Source organism: Schaalia naturae (assembly GCF_042665795.1).
In the GTDB taxonomy this organism is placed as follows: Bacteria; Actinomycetota; Actinomycetes; order Actinomycetales; family Actinomycetaceae; genus Pauljensenia; species Pauljensenia naturae.
Window position 1 is genome coordinate 724,626 of the sequence record NZ_JBHTEF010000001.1, and the last position, 18,814, is coordinate 743,439.

At 70.5% G+C, this 18,814-nt stretch carries 6 protein-coding genes; 4 read left to right on the top strand and 2 right to left on the bottom strand.

Annotated elements, in window-relative coordinates:
* The first annotated feature begins 194 nt into the window (after nt 1–194).
* Nucleotides 195–3,965, top strand: coding sequence for a GH92 family glycosyl hydrolase (locus ACFQWG_RS03190; protein WP_380972036.1), 3,771 nt, complete (start codon nt 195–197; stop codon nt 3,963–3,965).
* A complete protein-coding gene (locus tag ACFQWG_RS03195; RefSeq protein WP_380972038.1) occupies nt 3,962–7,933 on the top strand; it encodes a GH92 family glycosyl hydrolase in 3,972 nt (1,323 codons plus the stop codon). Before ACFQWG_RS03190 ends, ACFQWG_RS03195 begins: the two co-directional genes overlap by 4 nt.
* Before the next feature lie 260 nt (nt 7,934–8,193).
* Here the strand turns inward: ACFQWG_RS03195 and ACFQWG_RS03200 are convergent, their stop codons facing one another.
* Nucleotides 8,194–14,649 (bottom strand): GH92 family glycosyl hydrolase, encoded by a 6,456-nt coding sequence (locus ACFQWG_RS03200; protein WP_380972040.1) that lies wholly within the window; start codon nt 14,647–14,649, stop codon nt 8,194–8,196.
* 152 nt (nt 14,650–14,801) lie between these two features.
* On the opposite strand from ACFQWG_RS03200, the gene ACFQWG_RS03205 reads away from it, so the two are divergent.
* On the top strand, nt 14,802–15,428 hold the full coding sequence (locus ACFQWG_RS03205) for a rhomboid family intramembrane serine protease (protein WP_380972042.1): 627 nt from the start codon (nt 14,802–14,804) through the stop codon (nt 15,426–15,428).
* A gap of 77 nt (nt 15,429–15,505) precedes the next feature.
* Entirely contained in the window at nt 15,506–17,008 is a 1,503-nt protein-coding gene (locus ACFQWG_RS03210; protein ID WP_380972044.1) for an MFS transporter, read from the top strand.
* Here ACFQWG_RS03210 and ACFQWG_RS03215 read toward each other — a convergent pair whose 3' ends face one another.
* On the bottom strand, nt 17,009–18,781 hold the full coding sequence (locus ACFQWG_RS03215) for a pyruvate dehydrogenase (protein WP_380972046.1): 1,773 nt from the start codon (nt 18,779–18,781) through the stop codon (nt 17,009–17,011).
* Between the last annotated feature and the right edge of the window lie 33 nt (nt 18,782–18,814).

The following is an 18,814-nucleotide window of genomic DNA, read 5'->3' on the forward strand; positions in this document are numbered from 1 at the left end:
AGCCCGAGGCGGGCGACGGCGTCTCGTGTTCCTGCCGCGCGTGAGCATCGAGATCCTCGAGATTATGTGACACGTCACATTTCGGGGAAGGGCGTGCGCAACTATGACAGCGCTGACTATCCTCGCCATCAGTCCCATCCCGTGCCACGGAGACGTGGCAACGGACGACACTGCAGTCGAGCACGAGGATCGCCATGTCCCACACGCGCACAACGGGCGCCCGCCGCAGGTCCCGAGTCCCCCGAGCCCTCGCGGCGCTGGTCGCGACCGCGGCCCTCGCGGGCGCGGGAGCCGTGTCCGCCGCCCCCGCCCGGGCGGCGGAGGAGGCCGAGCCCCTCGCCGGCCTCGTCAACCCCTTCATCGGGACGCAGGACGAGGGGAACACCTACCCGGGGGCCGCCACGCCCTTCGGGATGGTGCAGTTCTCCCCGGACAACGGCCACAACGTCGGCTACGACTACGGCAGAGCCGAGATCCGGGGATTCTCGCTGGTCCACCTCTCGGGGGTGGGATGCTCCCTCGGCGGGGTCCAGCCGATGCTGGCGACCACGGGCGACCCCGTGTCGACGGACGACGCGCGTTACGCCCTGGGGTACTCCCACGCCTCGGAGCACGCCTCCGCCGGCCAGTACTCGGTGGGCCTCGAGGCCCCCGGCGGCACGGTGACCGCGGAGCTCACGGCGACTGCGCGCACCGCGGTCGCGCGCTACACGTTCCCGTCCACCGAGAAGGCCACCGTCCTCATCAACACCGGCCAGGCCCTCAACACGGTGGTCGACTCGGCGGTCTCCATCGTTGACGCGCGCACGGTCGAGGCCCGGATCACCACGAAGGGCTTCTGCCAGGACACGCCCGAGGTGACCTTCTACACGAGGACCGTCTTCGACCGTGACGTGGCGGCCGCGGGCACCTGGTCGGGCGACGCGATCTCGGCCGACCAGACCTCCAGTGGAGCGGGCCGGCACGGCGCCTGGGTCCAGTTCGACGCGAGCGACGGCGACACCACTGTCGAGGCCCAGACGGCGCTGAGCTACGTCGACCCCGCGGGAGCGGCCGCCAACCTCGAGGCGGAGTCCGCGACCTACGAACAGGCGCTCGCCCGGGCGACAGTGGACTGGGAGACCCGCCTGCACTCGATCGACATCGAAGGGGCGGACGCGGCGACGCGGCGGGTCTTCTACTCATCCCTGTACCGCAGCCTCCTCGCGCCCAACATCGGAAGCGACGTCGACGGCCGCTACACGGGGTGGGACCGGGAGATCCACCGGGAGGACGACCCGGACTTCACCTATTACCAGAACTACTCGCTGTGGGACACCTACCGGACCCAGGAGCAACTCGTCGCCCTGCTGGACCCCGAGGCGGCCGCCGACCAAGCGCTCTCGCTCGTCCGCCAGGGCCAGCAATACGGCTGGCTCCCCCGATGGGGATTCGCCACCGCCGAGACCAACATCATGACCGGGGACCCGGGGACCGTCTGGCTGGTGTCGGCGTGGTCCCAGGGCCTCCTCCAGGGCCATGAGGAGGAGGCCTGGGAGGTCCTCCTCCACAATGCCGACGGCGTCCCTCCCGCAGACTCCTTCGCCAACGGGCGCGCCGGGAACGTGGAGTACATCCGGGACGGCTACGTGCCCCAGGACCCGTCCACCCGCAAGGGGCCCGGCGACTACGACCTCGACCACGGAGGATCGGCCACCCTCGAGTACGCCCTGGCGGACGCCGCCCTGTCGACGATGGGCCGCGCCCTGGGCCACACCGCGGACGCCGACCGTCTCGCCGCCAGGGGAACCAGCTACCGCAACATCTTCGATCCCTCGACCGGCTACTTCCGCGCGCGGGACCGGTCCGGGGCTTTCTCCGGCAGCGAGGACCCCGCTCAGGCCCGCGGGTTCCACGAGGCCACCGCCGTGCAGTACACGTGGCTCGTCCAACAGGACCCGGAGGACCTCATGGGACTCCTCGGCGGGACGAACGCGACGATCGACCGGCTCGACCGCTTCTTCGCCTTCCCCGATGTCGTCACCGACCCGGAGGGGACGGCCCGCCAGAAATGGGTGACCGGCACCTACGACTACTACGGCAACGACCGCTACAACCCGAACAACGAGCCCGACCTCCACGCGCCCTTCATGTACCTGTGGGCCGGCGAACCCTGGAAGACCTCCGACGTCCTGCGCGCCGCTCGGACGCTGTTCACCGACGGGCCGACGGGCGTGACCGGCAACGACGACCTGGGGACGATGTCCGCCTGGTACGTCCTCGCGTCGATCGGCCTGTTCCCGATCGTCCCCGGGCAGGACCTGTGGGGGCTGTCCACCCCCGCGTTCGAGAAGGTGACCATCCAGCGCCCCGACGGGAAGCCGCTGGTCATCAGGTCGGATGGCGTGTCGGACGAGGCGCGCTACATCCAGGGCGTCTCGATGGACGGAATCGACTGGGGCGCGGGCTACATCGAGGACCCGGATCTGGACGCGGTGTCCGAGGTCGACATCGCGGTCGGGACCGCGGCGTCCAACTGGGCCACCGGCGAGGACGCCGCGCCCGACCCGATGATCGACGCGGACCGCACCCAGCAGCGGCTCTCCGTCTCGGCCTCTCCGTCGAACCTGTGGGTGCGGCCCGGGGGAACGCTGACAGTCGAGGCCTCAGTCCTCGCCCAGGGCGCGGGAACGCTCTCCGGCACGCTGACGGCGTCCGGCGAGGGACTGGCGACGGATCCGGACCAAGTCCAGTGGAGCGCGGCGTCGAACGGACTTCCCGCCTCCACGTCCACGGCCGTCACGGTGACGGCGCCCGAATGGGCGGCCTCCGGCGAGCACGCGCTCACGCTGACCGCTGCGACCGGCGACCAGGAGTCCGCCACCGAGGTCCCGGTACAGGTCGGTCCGGCCTCGTACCTGGAGAGCTCCTTCGACAACACCGCCATCGGCGACATCGGCCGGGCCAACGCCGACTTCGACGGCATGGGCTACTTCTTCGACCGGACCCTGCTGACCGGCGCCGGAGTGCCCGCCGGCGCGCTCCTGACGATCCCCGAGACCCGGCTCGCCTATTGGATCGCGGCCGAGGGGCCCGACAACCTCCGGATGAGGGGGCAGACCCTCCAGATGCCCGAGGCCCTGGCCGACTCCGGGCAGATCGCGCTGGTCGGCGCCTCGAACAACGGGACCTACGACGGCGACGTCGTCCTCGGGCTGCGCGAGGAGTCGACGGGGGAGACGTCGCAGACCACGGCCGCGATCTCGATGCCGGACTGGTGCTCAGGGGCGAACCCGGGAGGAGGCTCGAGGCCCCTCGCGATCACCGCTCAACGCGGGTCGAGGTCGGGCTCGGACGGCGCGGCGTGCGGCCTGTACGCCACAGCGGCGATCGACGTGCCGGAAGGACAGGACCTCGTCTCCGTCACTGTTCCGGACAACGAGAAGATGCACCTCTTCGCGATCGCCTCCGATGCGCCCGTGTGGGTCCATCCGGAGCTCACAGCCACGGCTCCCGACTCCATCGGGCAGGGGGCACCGGTCGCGATCGAGGTCTCCGTCGACCCAGCCGCCCCCGGATCCGTCCGGATCTACGAGGGCGACCGCCTGCTCGGCGAATGGTCGACCCGGAGCCGCGAACCGGCACCGGCGATCACAGATCTCGCGGTGGGACGGCACGAGCTCACGGCCGTGTTCGTCCCGGACGACCGGATCGCCTGGTCCGGAGCCGAGGCCGCCCCCGTCACCATCGAGGTCACCGCCGCCGAGCCGACTGAGCCGGCGGAGCCGACCGGCCCGGCGGCCCCGGACAGGCCGGGAACCCCGGCGACCGCCCCGCCCTCCGCGGACGCCGTCGAGGGCCTGTCCGACACGGGAGCGGACCCGGCGCTGTGGCTCGCGGCGCTCGCGGTCGGCGCGCTGGGACTCATCACGACGGCGGGAACTCGACGAGAAGCCACCCGGGCGACGAAAGGGGAAACACGATGACAAGGGGACTCAGATCGAGGATCGGAGCGCTCGCGGCCGTGGGCGCGCTGACCGTCGCCGGCGCCGTGTCGGCGACACCGCCCGCCCAGGCGGCCGAGGACGCGCCGACCGATCACGTGGACACGCTGATCGGCACCGGGACGGGAGGTGAGCACGTCGGGACCATCAACCAGTTCCCCGGGCCCGCGGTCCCCTACGGAATGGTGCAGTTCTCCCCGGACACCTCCTCGACCTACTGGGGGTACAGCCACGACAATCCGAACGTCACCGGATTCTCGATGACGCACTCGTCGGCGGGATGCACGGCCTTCGGGGACATCCCGATCCTGCCCACGACGACGGCGCCGGGTGGCCAGCCTTGGTACGCCACGGAGAGGATCGCCCACGACGACACCGAGGTCGGCGTCCCGGGGTACTACACCGCGCAGTTTCCCGACACGGGCGTGACGGCCGAACTGTCGGCGACCACGCGCACCGGGATCGGCCGCTTCACCTTCTCGAAGGCCGACGCCCCGGCCTACGTCCACGTCCGCTCCGGGGGGTCCCTCAACGGGAACAGCGACGCCGAGGCGACAGTGTCCGAGGACCTCACCACCGTGACCGGATCGGCCACGACGGGCGATTTCTGCGGCAAGGGCAACGAGTACACGATCTACTACGCCGTCGAGTTCAGCCAGCCGGCCCAGAAGGCCGGCACGTGGGGCCGGGACGGCGTCAACGCCGACGGCGTGCTCACCGGCACGGGAGGCCGCTCAGGCGCGTGGCTCCAGTTCCCCGGCGGACAGACCATCGAGACCCGGGTGGGTGTCTCCTTCGTGTCCGTGGAGGGCGCGCGGGCGAACCTCGCCGCCGAGTCCGGGGGACGGTCCTTCGACGAGATCCGCGCCTCCGCGGAGGAGGCGTGGAACGACGCGCTGAGCCGCATCGAGGTCTCCGGAGGCTCGGCGGAGGACACCGAGATGTTCTACACGTCGCTCTACCGGGCGATGCTGCACCCGAACACGTTCGACGACGCCGACGGACGCTACCTGGGCTTCGACGGCACCGTGCACCAGCTGGAGGAGGGGCAGGACGCCCAGTACACGAACGTCTCCGACTGGGACACCTACCGCTCCCTCGTCCCACTGCAGGCGATGCTCGACCCGGACGTCGCCTCCGACCTCGCCCAGTCCCTGGTCAACGACGCGAAGCAGTCAGGCGCGTTCCCCCGGTGGAAGATGGCCAACGGCACGACGAACCAGATGACCGGCGACAACGTCGTTCCCCTGATCGTCAACGCCCACGCGTTCGGGGGCACCGGCTTCGACACCGCCACGGCGCTGACCTACATGGTGAGCAGCGCCCTGACCGGCAACCAGAACCAAATCCAACCGCAGTACTGGGAGCGCAAGGGCGCCGAGCAGTACAACGGACTGGGGTACGCGCCGCCGACCGCCGCGTTCCACGGGGACCAGGGGGACACCAGCGCTTCGACCACCCAGGAATGGTCGATCGACGACTTCGCCATCGGGCGCTTCGCCGAAGCGCTGGGAGACTCTGTCACAGCGACCAAGTTCCAGGAACGGTCGACGTGGTGGAGGAACATCTTCAACCCCGCGTGGAACACAGTGGCTCCACGAGCGGCCGACGGGGCGTTCCTCGAGGCGGACAGGCGGGAATCCCCGAGGATGGGGGAGTCCGGGTTCGACGAGGGCAACTCCGAGCAGTACCTGTGGCTCGTCCCCCAGGACATCGACTCCCTGGTGAGCGCCATCGGCGGGCGGGAGGCGGCCGCGGAGCGGCTGGACGCGTTCTTCCAGAAGACCAACGCCGGGGCCGACGAGCCCTATATGTGGGCGGGGAACGAGATCGATTTCCATATCCCGTGGCTCTACGACTTCGTCGGCCAGCCGTGGCGTACGCAGGAGGTGACAGACGCGGTCCGGACCTCCCACTACGGTCCGACGATCAACGGGCTCCCCGGAAACGACGATCTGGGAGCGATGTCGTCCTGGTACCTGTGGGCGGCGATGGGGCTGTACCCCATCACGCCGGGCACCACGAACCTCGCCGTGTCCACGCCGGTGTTCGAGAAGATCGTCATCCGTCCGGGTGCCGGAGACCAGATCACGATCACCGCGCCCGGGGCCCGGTCCCACCGCTATATCTCCGGGCTGAGCGTCAACGGCCAGCCGGCCGACCAGGCATGGGTCGCAGGCGGCGACGTCCTGTCGGGCGGCACTATCGACTACACGCTCTCCGCGGAGAGGGACACATCCTGGGCGACGGGCGAGGACGCGGCGCCGCCCTCGTACGGCGAGGGTGGCTCGACGCTGCTGGCCGGTGCGGAGGCTCCGGTGAGCGTCGCCCCCGGAGGGACCGTCCAGGCCACGGTCGCCGTCCGCAACATCGGCACCGACCCCGTGACCGTGACGGGGACGGGGCCCGAGGGCTCGCCGCTCACGGCGGCTGTTCCAGAGGCCACGATCGGCGCGGGAGAGCTCACGCGCATCTCGGTGACGATCAGCGCGGACGCGGCGGCCGTGGGCGCCACCGCCGCCCTGCCGGTCCGCCTCGCCGGAGGAGAGGAGGCGGCGACCGCGGTCGTCCCCGTCACGATCGACGCGCCGATGCCGCTGGAGAACGCCTTCGGGATCGTCGCCACCGCTCCGAAGGGGGACCGGGGGGCGATCGGCGACTTCGACAATGAAGGCGCCTCCTACCAGCGCGAGGGGCTGTCGGACGCCGGTCTCGCACCGGGCGCCGAGTCGGCGGTGCCCGGCACGGATCTGGCCTTCACCTGGCCCTCCTCCGAGGCCGGGGAGCCCGATGCGGTCCAACCCGCCGGGCAGACGATCCTTGTCCCCGGGCACCCGACATCGATGAGCTTCATCGGCGCAGCCCGCAACGGCGGCCAGAGCGCGGAGGGAACCATCTTCTACTCCGACGGCTCCTCTGCGACGCTCACGCTGGGGCTCGACGACTGGGTGATCCCCACCGGCCCCGATCAGACGCCGAGCTTCGGCGACATCCAGGTCGCGACGATGCCTGAACGCAACACCGCATCCGGACCCGCCACCAACGGCCTGGGCGCGATCATCTGGTCGACGCCGGTGATCTCGGCGCCAGAGGGGCTCACGATCACCCACGTCGTCCTCCCGACCGCGGAGAAGCAGCGCATCTTCGCCATGGCCACGAATGCGCCGGACCAGCCCGCGGAGCCTGCGGCGACGACCACGACCCTGCGGCTCTCGGCGGAGTCGGTGGTCGAGGGGGAGGCATCGACGGTGACGGCGACGGTGGCCGTCTCGACGGCGGAGGGGGCGGAGCGGCTCGCCCGGGCCCCAATGCCGGCGCCGGCAGGCGTCGTGACCATCGCCGAAGGCGACGAGGTCCTCGTCGACGCCCTGGAGATCGGCGGGGACGGGACCGCGTCGGCAGCGCTGCCCGCGGAGCTCGCCGTGGGCGATCACGCGCTGACGGCCGTGTTCACGCCGGCGGACGCGGAGGCCTATGCCGGCTCGGAGTCGGAGGCGGTCGTCCTGACGGTGACCGCGAAGCAGACCCCACCCGTGGATCCGGTTGTTGTCACGCCTGGTGAGGTGACGTTCACGGACCGTGACGGCACAGCTGACGACACGTACACGATCCCCGGGACCGAGGGCGTCGAGTACGTCGTGGACGGCCGGGTCGTCGAGCCCGGCGCCCACCCGGCCACCGGCACGGTGGCCGTGACGGCGCGTCCCGCCGGCGACGGCTACGTCCTGGCGGACGGCGCGGCACGCGAGTGGTCGCACACCTTCTCCGCCGGGACCGGGCCCGCCCCGCGACCGAGCCCGACGGAACCCGCGAACCCGTCAAAGCCGTCCACCGGGACCGGCGCTCTGGCGAGCACCGGATCACCAACAGGACTGGTCGGCGTACTGGCCGGGTTGTCGCTGACTCTGGGCGCCGGCGCCATGGCGGTCCGGAGGCGCCACCGGGACTGAGCTGAGGTTCTCATCGGCAGGATCGAAGGGGCGGGGCGCGCTGCCAGGCGGCTCCGCCCCTCTGCTGTGCGGGCGCGCCCCACGATGCGCAGGCGCGGGGGACCGTCGGGGCCGTCCCGGTGAACGGCGACGGCCGAGGGTCCGGCTGCGCGATCTCCCGGTAGCCCGAACGCGCGGTCGGCCTGGTGCCTCATCCTCAGCGGAGTGCGCGCAGGGGCGGGCCCGACGTCGTGCGGGCCCGCCCCGTCACTTCCTCGTCGTCAGGCACGGCGACGGCGGAGAGCGGCGGTCCCGGCGCCGGCGAGCGCCAGGATCGTCGCCATCGTCGCCAGGAGTCCTGTTGGTGATCCGGTGCTCGCCAGAGCGCCGGTCCCGGTGGACGGCTTTGACGGGTTCGCGGGTTCCGTCGGGCTCGGTCGCGGGGCGGGCCCGGTCCCGGCGGAGAAGGTGTGCGACCACTCGCGTGCCGCGCCGTCCGCCAGGACGTAGCCGTCGCCGGCGGGACGCGCCGTCACGGCCACCGTGCCGGTGGCCGGGTGGGCGCCGGGCTCGACGACCCGGCCGTCCACGACGTACTCGACGCCCTCGGTCCCGGGGATCGTGTACGTGTCGTCAGCTGTGCCGTCACGGTCCGTGAACGTCACCTCACCAGGCGTGACAACAACCGGATCCACGGCGACCGGGACGCCGTCGGCATCGACCCTCACGCCGTTGACGGTCATCGAGCCGTCGTCGCCCACCTGGACCGAAGCGGTCATCGCGGCGAGCAGATCGAGACGCTGGTAGCTTCCCTCGTCGCCGGTTTGGTCGAGGACGTACCCGGAGGGGAGTCCGGTGGCCGCCAGAACCGTGGTGCGCTGCGCGTCCGTGAGGTCCGGGAAGGCCGTGAGCAACAGGTTCGACGCTCCCGAGGGAACGGACGGCGTCTGGTCTGCGGCCCCCACCTGCGGGAATCCATACGTGAGCCGATCGCGGTAGACGGTCTCGGCGTCCTCGTCGGACAGGAAGGGCGCCTGGCCGGCTGCGCACTCGTCCAGTGTGCGTCCGGCACCGACCTCCTGGCACTTCTCCGCGAGGACGGCGACCAACTCGTCGCGGGCCTCCAGCAGGAGCTCCCGGTACCCGGGGTCCGACCAACGACGGGCCGTCGTGTCCTCGCCGACGATCCGACCTCCCATGATGTCCGTGGGGTAGTGGAACGCCAGGACGATGCGGTTGTTCGCGTACTCGGAGGTGCGGGCGAGAATGCCGGGGGCGAGCTCGGGAAGAAGCGTGGCCAGGGTGATGCCCTGCGAGTACGCGTGGGACGTGTGCCCGCTGGGGAACGATCCGTCGCCGGCGAGACCCGAGTAGCCGTTGGCCGAATCCCATTTCTGGATGAGGCCGCCGGAGTCGCTGAAGCCCATCCGGACGAATGGGCGTTTGTACTGGTAGTTGTCCTTCGCCGTCTGGTAGGCGTCGCCGGAGGCCTTCGTCGGCTTCTCGACGCGCCAGCTCAGCAGGGCCTCGGTCTTCGGCAGCTCGTCATTGGCGAGCGCCTGTGCGTACAGGGGGCCGATGGTGTCTCCCAGGCCGTCGGCCATGGTGAGGTACGGGCTGCCCGCTCCGTCCCTCAGCGCCTCCTCGACGGCGGGATCGAGCTTGTTCGTGGAGGACGTCGGCGCGTTGTTGATGTCAACGACCGTTCGGTCGTTGACGGCCGACAGGTCCTCCGCAGCCGTCCCTGAGGGATAGACCGTGTTCGGACCCATCGTCGAGCTCTTCTCGGCGTCTGTGAAGGAGCGGAGCAGCCACGTGTAGTGGTCGAGGCCGTCCGGTGCGGACGCCCCGTCGGAGGAGTACGTCGCGTCGAGCTGGTCATCGCGGTAGGGAAGCGGGCTGCCGCCCGCATCCAGGGCGAGCCGGGGCATCGAGAAGTAGATGTCCGATGAGGTCGAGTTGCATTGGTGAACCTCGACGGCGATCGTGTTCCGCCCGGCGACGAGCATCGAGGCCGGAACGGCGAACGTTTGGGACACGGGGTCCCCGCCTCCGGCCGTGCCGTCCGGCGTCTGGTACTGGATGTTGCTCTGGATCGCCGAGTCGTTCCAGCCCGCCACCCGGATGCCGTTGACATAGATGGTGGCTGTGTCGTCGAAGACCACGGTGCCCGTCAGACCGGTGCCTGAGTCGATGACGGCCTGGTCCAGGTCGACCGTCGTGCGGAAGAAGTAGCCTTCGACATCCGCGGAGGGCCGGCCGTCCCTGGACAGGTCGAGCTTCGTCGTCACCGGGAAGGAGGGCCCGAGGTCGGTGCCGGTGCCCTTGGCTCCGAACGGCCCGAGGTTCCGCGACCACTGGTCTCCGGGGGTGAAGGACGTGGCCGTCCAGACGGTGCGGTCGACGGCGCCACCCGCCGGGTCGACGTCGGGCGCGTCCAAATAGGTCCAGGCCGTGCTCTGATCGACAAGGGGCGCACCCACCGTGAGGGCGTCGATCCACCCGCTGACCAGGGACCCTCCGGAGGCATCAGGGTCCTCGTAACGCAGTCGCAGCTCGCGCACGCGGGAACCGGCCAGCGACGACAGGTCGACGGTGACGGGCGTCCACGCGCCCGGGGCGGCAGCGGCGGCCGTGCCGGGCAGGACCTCGTCCCCGGACCCGTCGGAGGGGGAGTACACGATGTCGACGCTCACGGGGACGGACTCCTGGGAGTCCGGTCGGAACAGGTAGGACAGCGTCGTGTCTGAGGTGACGGGTACGTCGAGGTTCATCTGGAGGACGGTCGAGGACCGGGCGGGTCCGTCGGAGAGGACGCGGCCCGCGTAACGAAGCGCCTGGTCGCCCGCGCCTCCGGGTGCCGTGCCCGTCTGGCGCACGGACAGGCCGAGGGCGCGCGGTGTGTCACCGGCGTCCGTCGAGAGCGTCCAGTCGGCGATCTGCGTGTTCGCGGTCCTCGTGGCGCCGCCCGCGTTCGCGGTGATGCGCAGCTGGTAGCGCGTGTAGCTGCCGGGATCCTGGATGCGGTAGAAACGCGTCAGCCCGTTGGCGGCGAACGACTGGTCGGCCTCGGAGGAGAGCACCGTCCACGACGGCCCCGTGAGGTCGTCATCCGCATCGGCGTCGTTGCTGCCGAGGATCTGCCAGGACTCCGGATCGCGCTCGGGGAACTTCGAGGAATCTCCACTGGCCGTGAGGGAGTACCCCGTCGCGGTCCGTGCCCCGGCGAGGCGGTAGGCCGCGATGACCGGATCGTCCTGCGTGGGCGCCCCCGAACCGGCCGCGTACCATTTCGTCTCCGGATCGCCGTCGGACAGGCGGGCGACGTACTCCTTGATGTTGCCCATGTTGGGATCGGTGGAGGTCACCTCCGTGACCTGGCCGGGCTGGACGGCTGTCTCGCCGACGACGCCCGCGGTGGCGCCCCGCTCGGGGAATCCGGCGGGGGCCGGTGTACCGGCCTCGTAGGAGCGCGACCACAGCGGACTGCCGGCCGTCGACGAGGGGGGCAGCACGGTGAGCGCGACCTCCTCGGATGACGACGGCATGTACGCCTCGACGTCGTCCGGGACGAAGGTGGCGGTCAGCTGATGCCGTCCGGTGCTCAGCGTCGTCGGGACGGAGATCGCGGCGGAGCCGTCCGAGCCGGCCTCCGCGTGGCCGAGTTCGGCGCCGCCGTCCGCGAGCGTCAGCACGCCGGGAGCCCCGGCGGGCGCGACGGTCAGCGTCGCTGTGACGGGGTGGTCCGGATCCGTGGAGGAGGCGGACAGGGACAGCGACGTGGACGTCGCCAGGGCAGCCCCCGCCGTGGGGTTCTGGAACCCGATCGCGAAGATGTGCATGATGCCCTTGTCGACGATGGTCGGCAGGTCCACGGCGGCGACGGTCTTCGTCGCGTCCAGCGCCTGGACGTCGGTGGCGAACACCCTCGGGGACGCCGTGTCGGATCCGCCTTCCTTCGTGTTGCGCCCGCTGGTCGACAGCACGGCGGTGTTGCCTGCGGGCACCGTCGACGGCGTCCAGTCGGAGAGGAACACCTTGACGGTCGCCGTGGTGCCGTCGGTGTACTCGACGGTCGCGTCGCCGGTCGACGGGCCATTGGTGGCGAGCCCCAGGAATGAGATCCCAGAGGTCTTGACGTCGTCGACATCGAGGCGCTGCCCGTGGGGGATGTAGTGGTCTGGGCGGGTGCCGTCGGCGGAGTCGGGCCAGGTGAACGTCACCCCGGTGTCGCCGAACCGGAGGGAGGCTCCCGGCGTGGCGCCGAGGGCGGCGAGCCTCTCATAGGAGAGTGTCGCGCCGTTGACGTCCAGGGTGCCCTGGTTCTTCGCGCCGTCCTTCGTGATGCCGCGTCCGTTGCGGTCGTCGGTCCCCTCCTCGTACGAGGGCGGCGCGTCGTCCGCTCCGGTGCCCCATGAAGGGGCGGCGTCGGAAGTCATGGTGAAGTCCAGCGTTCCGCCGTTGCGCGCGAAAGACTCGGGCAGCCAGCTCGAGGTCTGCGCAACGCCATCGACTGACAGACCCGCGATGTGACGCCGTCCGGAGGTCGCGCCCGGCGCGGAGATCGAGATCGTCCGGTCGGCGTTGCCTGAGGCGATCGTGATGGAGTCGAACATCGGGGAGCTCACGAGGAGATTCGCGGTCCCGTAGATGCCGGGGTAGAGGCCGAGGCTCGCCCAGACGTACCACGCCGACAGAGACCCGAGGTCGTCGTTGCCCATCAGGCCGTCAGGTCCGGTCCCATAGAGCTCGGCGACCGCGCGGTCCAGGGTGTCCGCCGCTTTGGCGGGAGCCTGCAGCCAGTTGTAGACCCACGGCAGCCCGAAGCTCGGCTGGTTCGTCAGGTACGAATAGTCGGAGAAGGCTCCGGCGTCGAGTTCCGTCAGCATCGTGTCCAGGACTGCGGTCGAGGCGTCGACCCCGCCGCGCGCCTGGATGAGCGACGCCATGTTGAAGGGCACCGAGAAGCCGTATTGGTTGCCCGTCGACTGTTCGTACTGGTCGCCCTGGGTGTTCAACGGGGCGTTCATGAACCCGTTCTTGTTGCGGGCGTCGATGTGGCCGGCTGCGTAGTCGAAGACGTTCATCCAGTTCTGCGAGCGCTGGCTGAACGACTGGGACGCGTCGGAGTCGCCGAGACGCCGGGCCAGCTGAGCGATGGCGAAGTCGTCGGTGGCGTACTCCAAGGTGCGTGAGGTCGCCGCGTTCTTCGAGTCGCCGTTCACCCAGCCGAGCGTCGTGTAGAGGAAGGCGTCGGAGCGGTTGGACTCCGTCGCGGCCGCGGGGACCGACTGGCTCTCCACCATGGACTCCAACGCCTGCTGACGGTCGTAGTCGGTGGATCCGAAGGCATCGGTGGAGGAGACGATGACCTGGAGCGAGTCGCCGCTCATCTTGGTCTGGATCTGGTTGTAGCTGGGCCAGGACGACCACCTTCCCGACTGGTCGACCATATCGACGATCGATTGGTTGACGTCGCTGGCGACCTGGGGCTCCAGCACGGCGATCAGCTGCGCCTGGCCGCGATAGGTGTCCCAGCCGGAGAAGTTCACGTAGAAATGGTGGCCGTCCCTCACCTGATGGACCTGGCCGTCGTAGCCGGTGTAGCGCCCGTCGGCGTCCTCGAAGGTGGCCGGGCTGCCCAGGGCGTGGTAAAGCGCGGTGTAGAACTTCGTGTCGGCGTCCTCGCCGCCGCCGCGCGCGTCGATTGCGCCCAGCGCGTCCTCCCAGGCGGCGCGCCCGGAGGCGCGCACGTCGTCGATGCCCAGCGAGGCGGACTCGGCCGCGAGGTTGGCGGCGGCGCCGTCCACCGACACATAGCTCAGGCCGATATGAGCCGTCACGGTCGAGCCGGGGGCGAAGGCCAGCCAACCGCCCGCTCCGTGTTTCTGCGTCGTGGCGGAGGCAGCGGTCCCTCCGGCCGTCACGGTGTTGCCGGTCCATGTGCCATAGGAGGCGAAGTCCCGGTCGAAGGCCGCCGAGAAGTACACGGTGTAGGACGGGCCGGATGCGCACACGATCTTCGCCGTGACCGATCCGGAGACGGTCCGCGCGACGGGGTCTATCGTGAGCGACGCGTTCGAGACGTCGTTGTTCGACCCGGCGGCGTCGAGGACCAACGTCGCGGAGTCTCCTCCGGCGGGGAACGCGAATCGGTCGACGGCCGTGCGGGTGGTGGCCGTGAGCTCGGACTTCACCCCGTTGTCGGACGTGACTGCGTAGTAGCCGGGCTCGGCGGACTCGTTGTCGTGGGAGAACGGCAGATAGTACGCCGTCACGTCGTCGGCGGGGCTGGACGGCAGAGCGGAGCCGGTCAGGGGCCCGGTGTAGGGAAGGATCGGGAAGTCGAATCCGCCGAAGCGCCCGGAGCATCCGGTCCCCGACAGCCGGGTGAGGCCGAATCCGCGGATCACGTCCGCGTTGTACTCGTAGCCGCCTCGGGTGTGGCCAATGTCGTCGTTGACCTTCTGGGACGCATAGGTGGCGGGACTGTTCTGGACCATGCCGAAGGGCATCGTGGCGCCGGGGAACGTGTTGCCGTAGGCGGCGTTTCCCCGAGCGTTCCCCTCGTTGACGGACACGGTCTCCTCGGTGCCGATGAAGGGATTGACGGCGGCAACGGCGTCGACCGGTGCCGGAGCGGGGGAGGCCTCGGCCGAGGGCTGGCACACGAGGCCGGTGAGGACGAGGGCGCCTGTCGCGAGGACGGACACCGGGCGGGGGGAAAACAGGCGCATCGGGTACTCCAGGGATCATGGGGTCTGCGTTGACGTGTGTCGGGTCCGACCGACGGAGGGATCGTTCCCTCAGGATAGGACAGCGCTGTCAGTCTTGGAGGCGTTTCACGTCCCGCCGAGCGCCGGTGGGGAGCGCCCGCCACAATGTCACCATGACCTCCGACCATTGGGCGGCGTCCCCCTCGCGGGCGCCGGGGCGTCCGGCGCGGACGAGTCGTCGTCGGTCGGCGGGACCCGCGCCCGTCGTCGCGATGCTCGCCCTCATCTGGGCGGTCTTCGTCGCCGAGACCGTGGTGCCGGGAGTCAACCTTGTCTCCTTCGGCCTGATCGCGGGCGACCCGGACCGGTGGTGGGGCGTCTTCACCGCGCCCTTCCTGCACGCCGGCCTGGCCCACATCGTGGGGAACACGATGTCCTTCGCGGTCCTGGGAACCCTGGTGGCGCTGCGCAGCCACCGGGAGTTCTACGCGGTCACCGTGTGGGCGATGATCGGAGGAGGAGCGCTGGCCTGGGCGCTCACGCCGGCGGGGACCGTCGTCGTCGGGGCCTCGGGGCTGGTCTTCGGCTACTTCTCCGACATCGTGGTGGGGGCGCTCATCCCCGGCGGCCGCACGCTGGGGATCGCGGTGCGCGACGTCCTCATCGCGGTCGTCGTGGTGGCCGTCTACGGAGCCGCGATGGCCCAGGGCATCCTCGCGGCCGGCCCGTCCGTGTCGTGGCAGATGCACCTCGGCGGCGCGCTGGGCGGCACTGTCGCGGCGCTGACCGTCCGGCGCTGACCTGCGCGGGCGGTGGTGAGACGGGTCTCGCACCCTCAGATCGTGAAGGTACCGGAACACGGTGGCATGCTGGTGCGGTGAGTCTTCCCCCATCCCGATCCGCCTCCGGCGGACAGCCTCAGGACCGCGCGCGGTGGCGGGCTTTCGCCGTCATCCTCGCGGCGGGATTCATGACGTTGCTCGACGTGTCGATCGTCAACGTGGCGCTTCCGTCCATCGAGGCGGGGCTCGCGGCCGACGACGCGCACATCCAGTGGATCGTCGCCGGCTACTCGCTGTCCTTCGGCCTGGTGCTGGTTCCGGCGGGCCGGCTCGGCGACCTGCTCGGGCGCCGCTCGATGTTCCTCCTCGGACTCATCGGGTTCGTCGTCGCCTCCGCCGCCTGCGGACTCGCCCAGGACGCCGCCTGGCTCGCGGTGACGCGCATCGTGCAGGGCGCCTTCGCCGGCATCCTCAATCCCCAGGTGATCGCGCTCATCCAGGATCTGTTCCGTGGTCCGGCGCGGGCGCGGGCCTTCGGCTACTTCGGGATGACGATCGGCGTGTCGACCGCGATCGGCCCCCTGCTGGGCGGCGTCCTGGTCTCCAGCCTCGGTCCGGAGCTCGGTTGGCGATCCGTCTTCCTCATCAACGTGCCCGTCGGCCTCGTGGTGGTGCCCCTGGCCGCGCGGTGGTTGCGGGGGCATGGGTCCGCCGCCGCGCAACGGCGTTCCGGATCCGGAGGAGGACTGGGGCTCGACGGCGTCGGCCTGGTGCTCATCGCCGGTATCGTGCTCGCGGTGATGTGGCCCTTCATCGCGGGGACCGAGTCCGACCGAGGCCTCGCGGGCGCTCCCTGGTCGCTGCTCGGCGTGGCCGCCGTCCTCGCCGTGGTCCTCGTCCTCTGGGAGCGGCGCCAGGACGGCCGCGGGCGACCGGCGATCCTGCCCGGAGTCCTCGTGCGCAACCGCGGGTTCGTGCTGGGAGCCTCATTGGGCGCCGCCTACTTCGGGGGGTTCACCGGTATCTTCATCGTGGCCACGATGTGGCTCCAGCAGGGCGTCGGCCTTCCCGCGTGGCTCGCCGGCATGGCCCAGATGCCCTTCGCGGTGGCGTCCGCCGTCTCCGCCGCCCGTTCGGGCCGGCGCGTCTCCCAGCGCGGACGCCGCGTCGTCGTGGGAGGGCTTCTCCTCATGATGACCGGCGTGGCCGCCCTCTCACTGCTCATGGCCCTTCGTCCCGAGGAGCCCTGGACCGTGTGGGTGGTGCCGGTGCTCCTCGGGATCGCCGGAGCCGGCTCGGGTTCGGTGATCTCCCCCAACCAGGCGTTGACGCTGGCGGATGTGCCCACCCGGCACGCAGGCACCGCGTCGGGCCTCCTCCAGACCCTTCAACGGCTGGGAGCCACGGTGGGGCTGGCACTCATGACGTCCCTGTTCTTCTCCGTCGTGGACACCGACGGAAGCCTCGCGGCGTACTCCCGCGGGCTCGCCGTCTCGACGGCCTTCACGCTCATCCTGCTCGGCGTCGCCCTCGTCATCGCGCTCGTGGACCAGCGTGCCCATCCGCACGCCCATGACGAGGCCGACGCCGGGCGATGATCACGGCCTCGGGATGTTGCGGAGGTTCGAGCGGGCCATCGAGACGACCTCGCCCAGGCCCCCGCCCAGGACCTCCTTGGACATGGCGGTCGCAAAACCCGTGACCTGGTCGGCCGTGATCGAGGGCGGCAGCGACAGAGCGCGTGGGTCCGTCATGAGCTCGATCAGCCCGGGGCCGGGCTTCGCCAGCTCGCGTTCGAGGACCTCCCGGACCTCGCCGGGCTCCTCGACGCGCACGGAGGGGATGCCGATGCCGGCCCCGACGGCCGCGTAGTTCACGTCCTCGGACTCCGTTCCGAAGGACGGGAGGCCGTTGACGAGCATCTCGAGCTTGACCATGCCGAGCGAGGCGTTGTTGAAGACGACGACCTTGACATCGAGGTTGTAGTTCTTGACGGTGATGAGCTCGCCCAGCAGCATGGACAGCCCTCCGTCGCCGGACATCGAGATGACCTGCCGGCCCGGGTTGGCGGCCGCGGCGCCCACGGCGTTCGGCAGCGCATTGGCCATCGAGCCGTGGAGGAAGGACCCGATGATCCGTCGCCTGCCGTTGACGCGCAGGTAGCGCGCCGCCCACACATTGCCCATGCCCGTGTCGACCGTGAAGATCGCGTCGTCGGCCGCGACCTCCGAGAGGATGTCCGTGACGTACTCGGGGTGGAGGGGCTTGAGGGCCGCGGCGGACCGGCCCCTGTAGGCGCCGACGACCTTCTTCATCGAACGCTCGAATTTCCTCGTCATCTGGTCGACGAAGGCGCGGGAGCGGTTCGCGTCGACGAGGGGCAGCAGGGCGGTCGCCGTCTCCCTGACGTCGCCGACCACGGCGATGTCGGCGCGCGTGCGCCGCCCCAGCACCTCAGGGCGGACGTCGACCTGGGCGGTGCGCACGGACTCGGGGAGGAACTGGTCGTAGGGGAAGTCCGTGCCCAGCAGGATCAGCAGATCGGCGCTGTGCATCGCCTCATGGCATGAGCCGTAGCCGAGGAGCCCGGACATACCGACGTCGAAGGGGTTGTCCCACTGGATCCATTCCTTGCCCCGCAGCGAGTGCCCGATGGGCGCGCCGATGCGGTCCGCCAGGGCGATGACCTCGTCGTGGGCTCCCTTGGTGCCGGCGCCCGCGAAGATCGTCACCTTCTTCGCGGCGTTGACGGCGGCTGCGAGCTCGCGCACGGAGGCCTCCGCGGGCACGATGCGCGGCGAGGCGGGACGCTCGACGACGAAGGGCAGGGAGGGGGTGATCCTCGCGGCGGAGGTGTCGCCGGGCAGAGAGATCACGGAGACCCCCGGGCCGCCCCACGCATGCTGGATCGCGGATGTGACGACGCGCGGCGCCTGCTGCGGGTTTGTGATCATCTCGTTGTAGACCGAGCAGTCGTTGAACAGCCGGTCGGGATGGGTCTCCTGGAAGTACCCGGTGCCGATCTGGACCGAGGGGATGTGGGAGGCGATCGCGAGAACGGGGACGCGATTGCGGTTGGCGTCGAACAGGCCGTTGATGAGATGGAGGTTCCCCGGGCCGCAGGAGCCCGCGCACACAGCGAGCTGTCCTGTGGTCTCCGCCTCGGCGGCGGCCGCGAAGGCCGCCGACTCCTCGTGGCGGACATGGATCCACTGGATGCCCTTGCCGCCCTTGTTCGAGCGGCGCACGGCGTCGACGATCGGGTTGAGCGAGTCGCCGACGATGCCGTAGATCCGGCGCACGCCGAGGGAGAGCAGCTGATTGACGATGTAGTCGGCGACGGTGTCGCCGCTGACCTGCACAGGACTCATGGTGACCTTCTTCGCGGTTGTGACCGGGTCGGT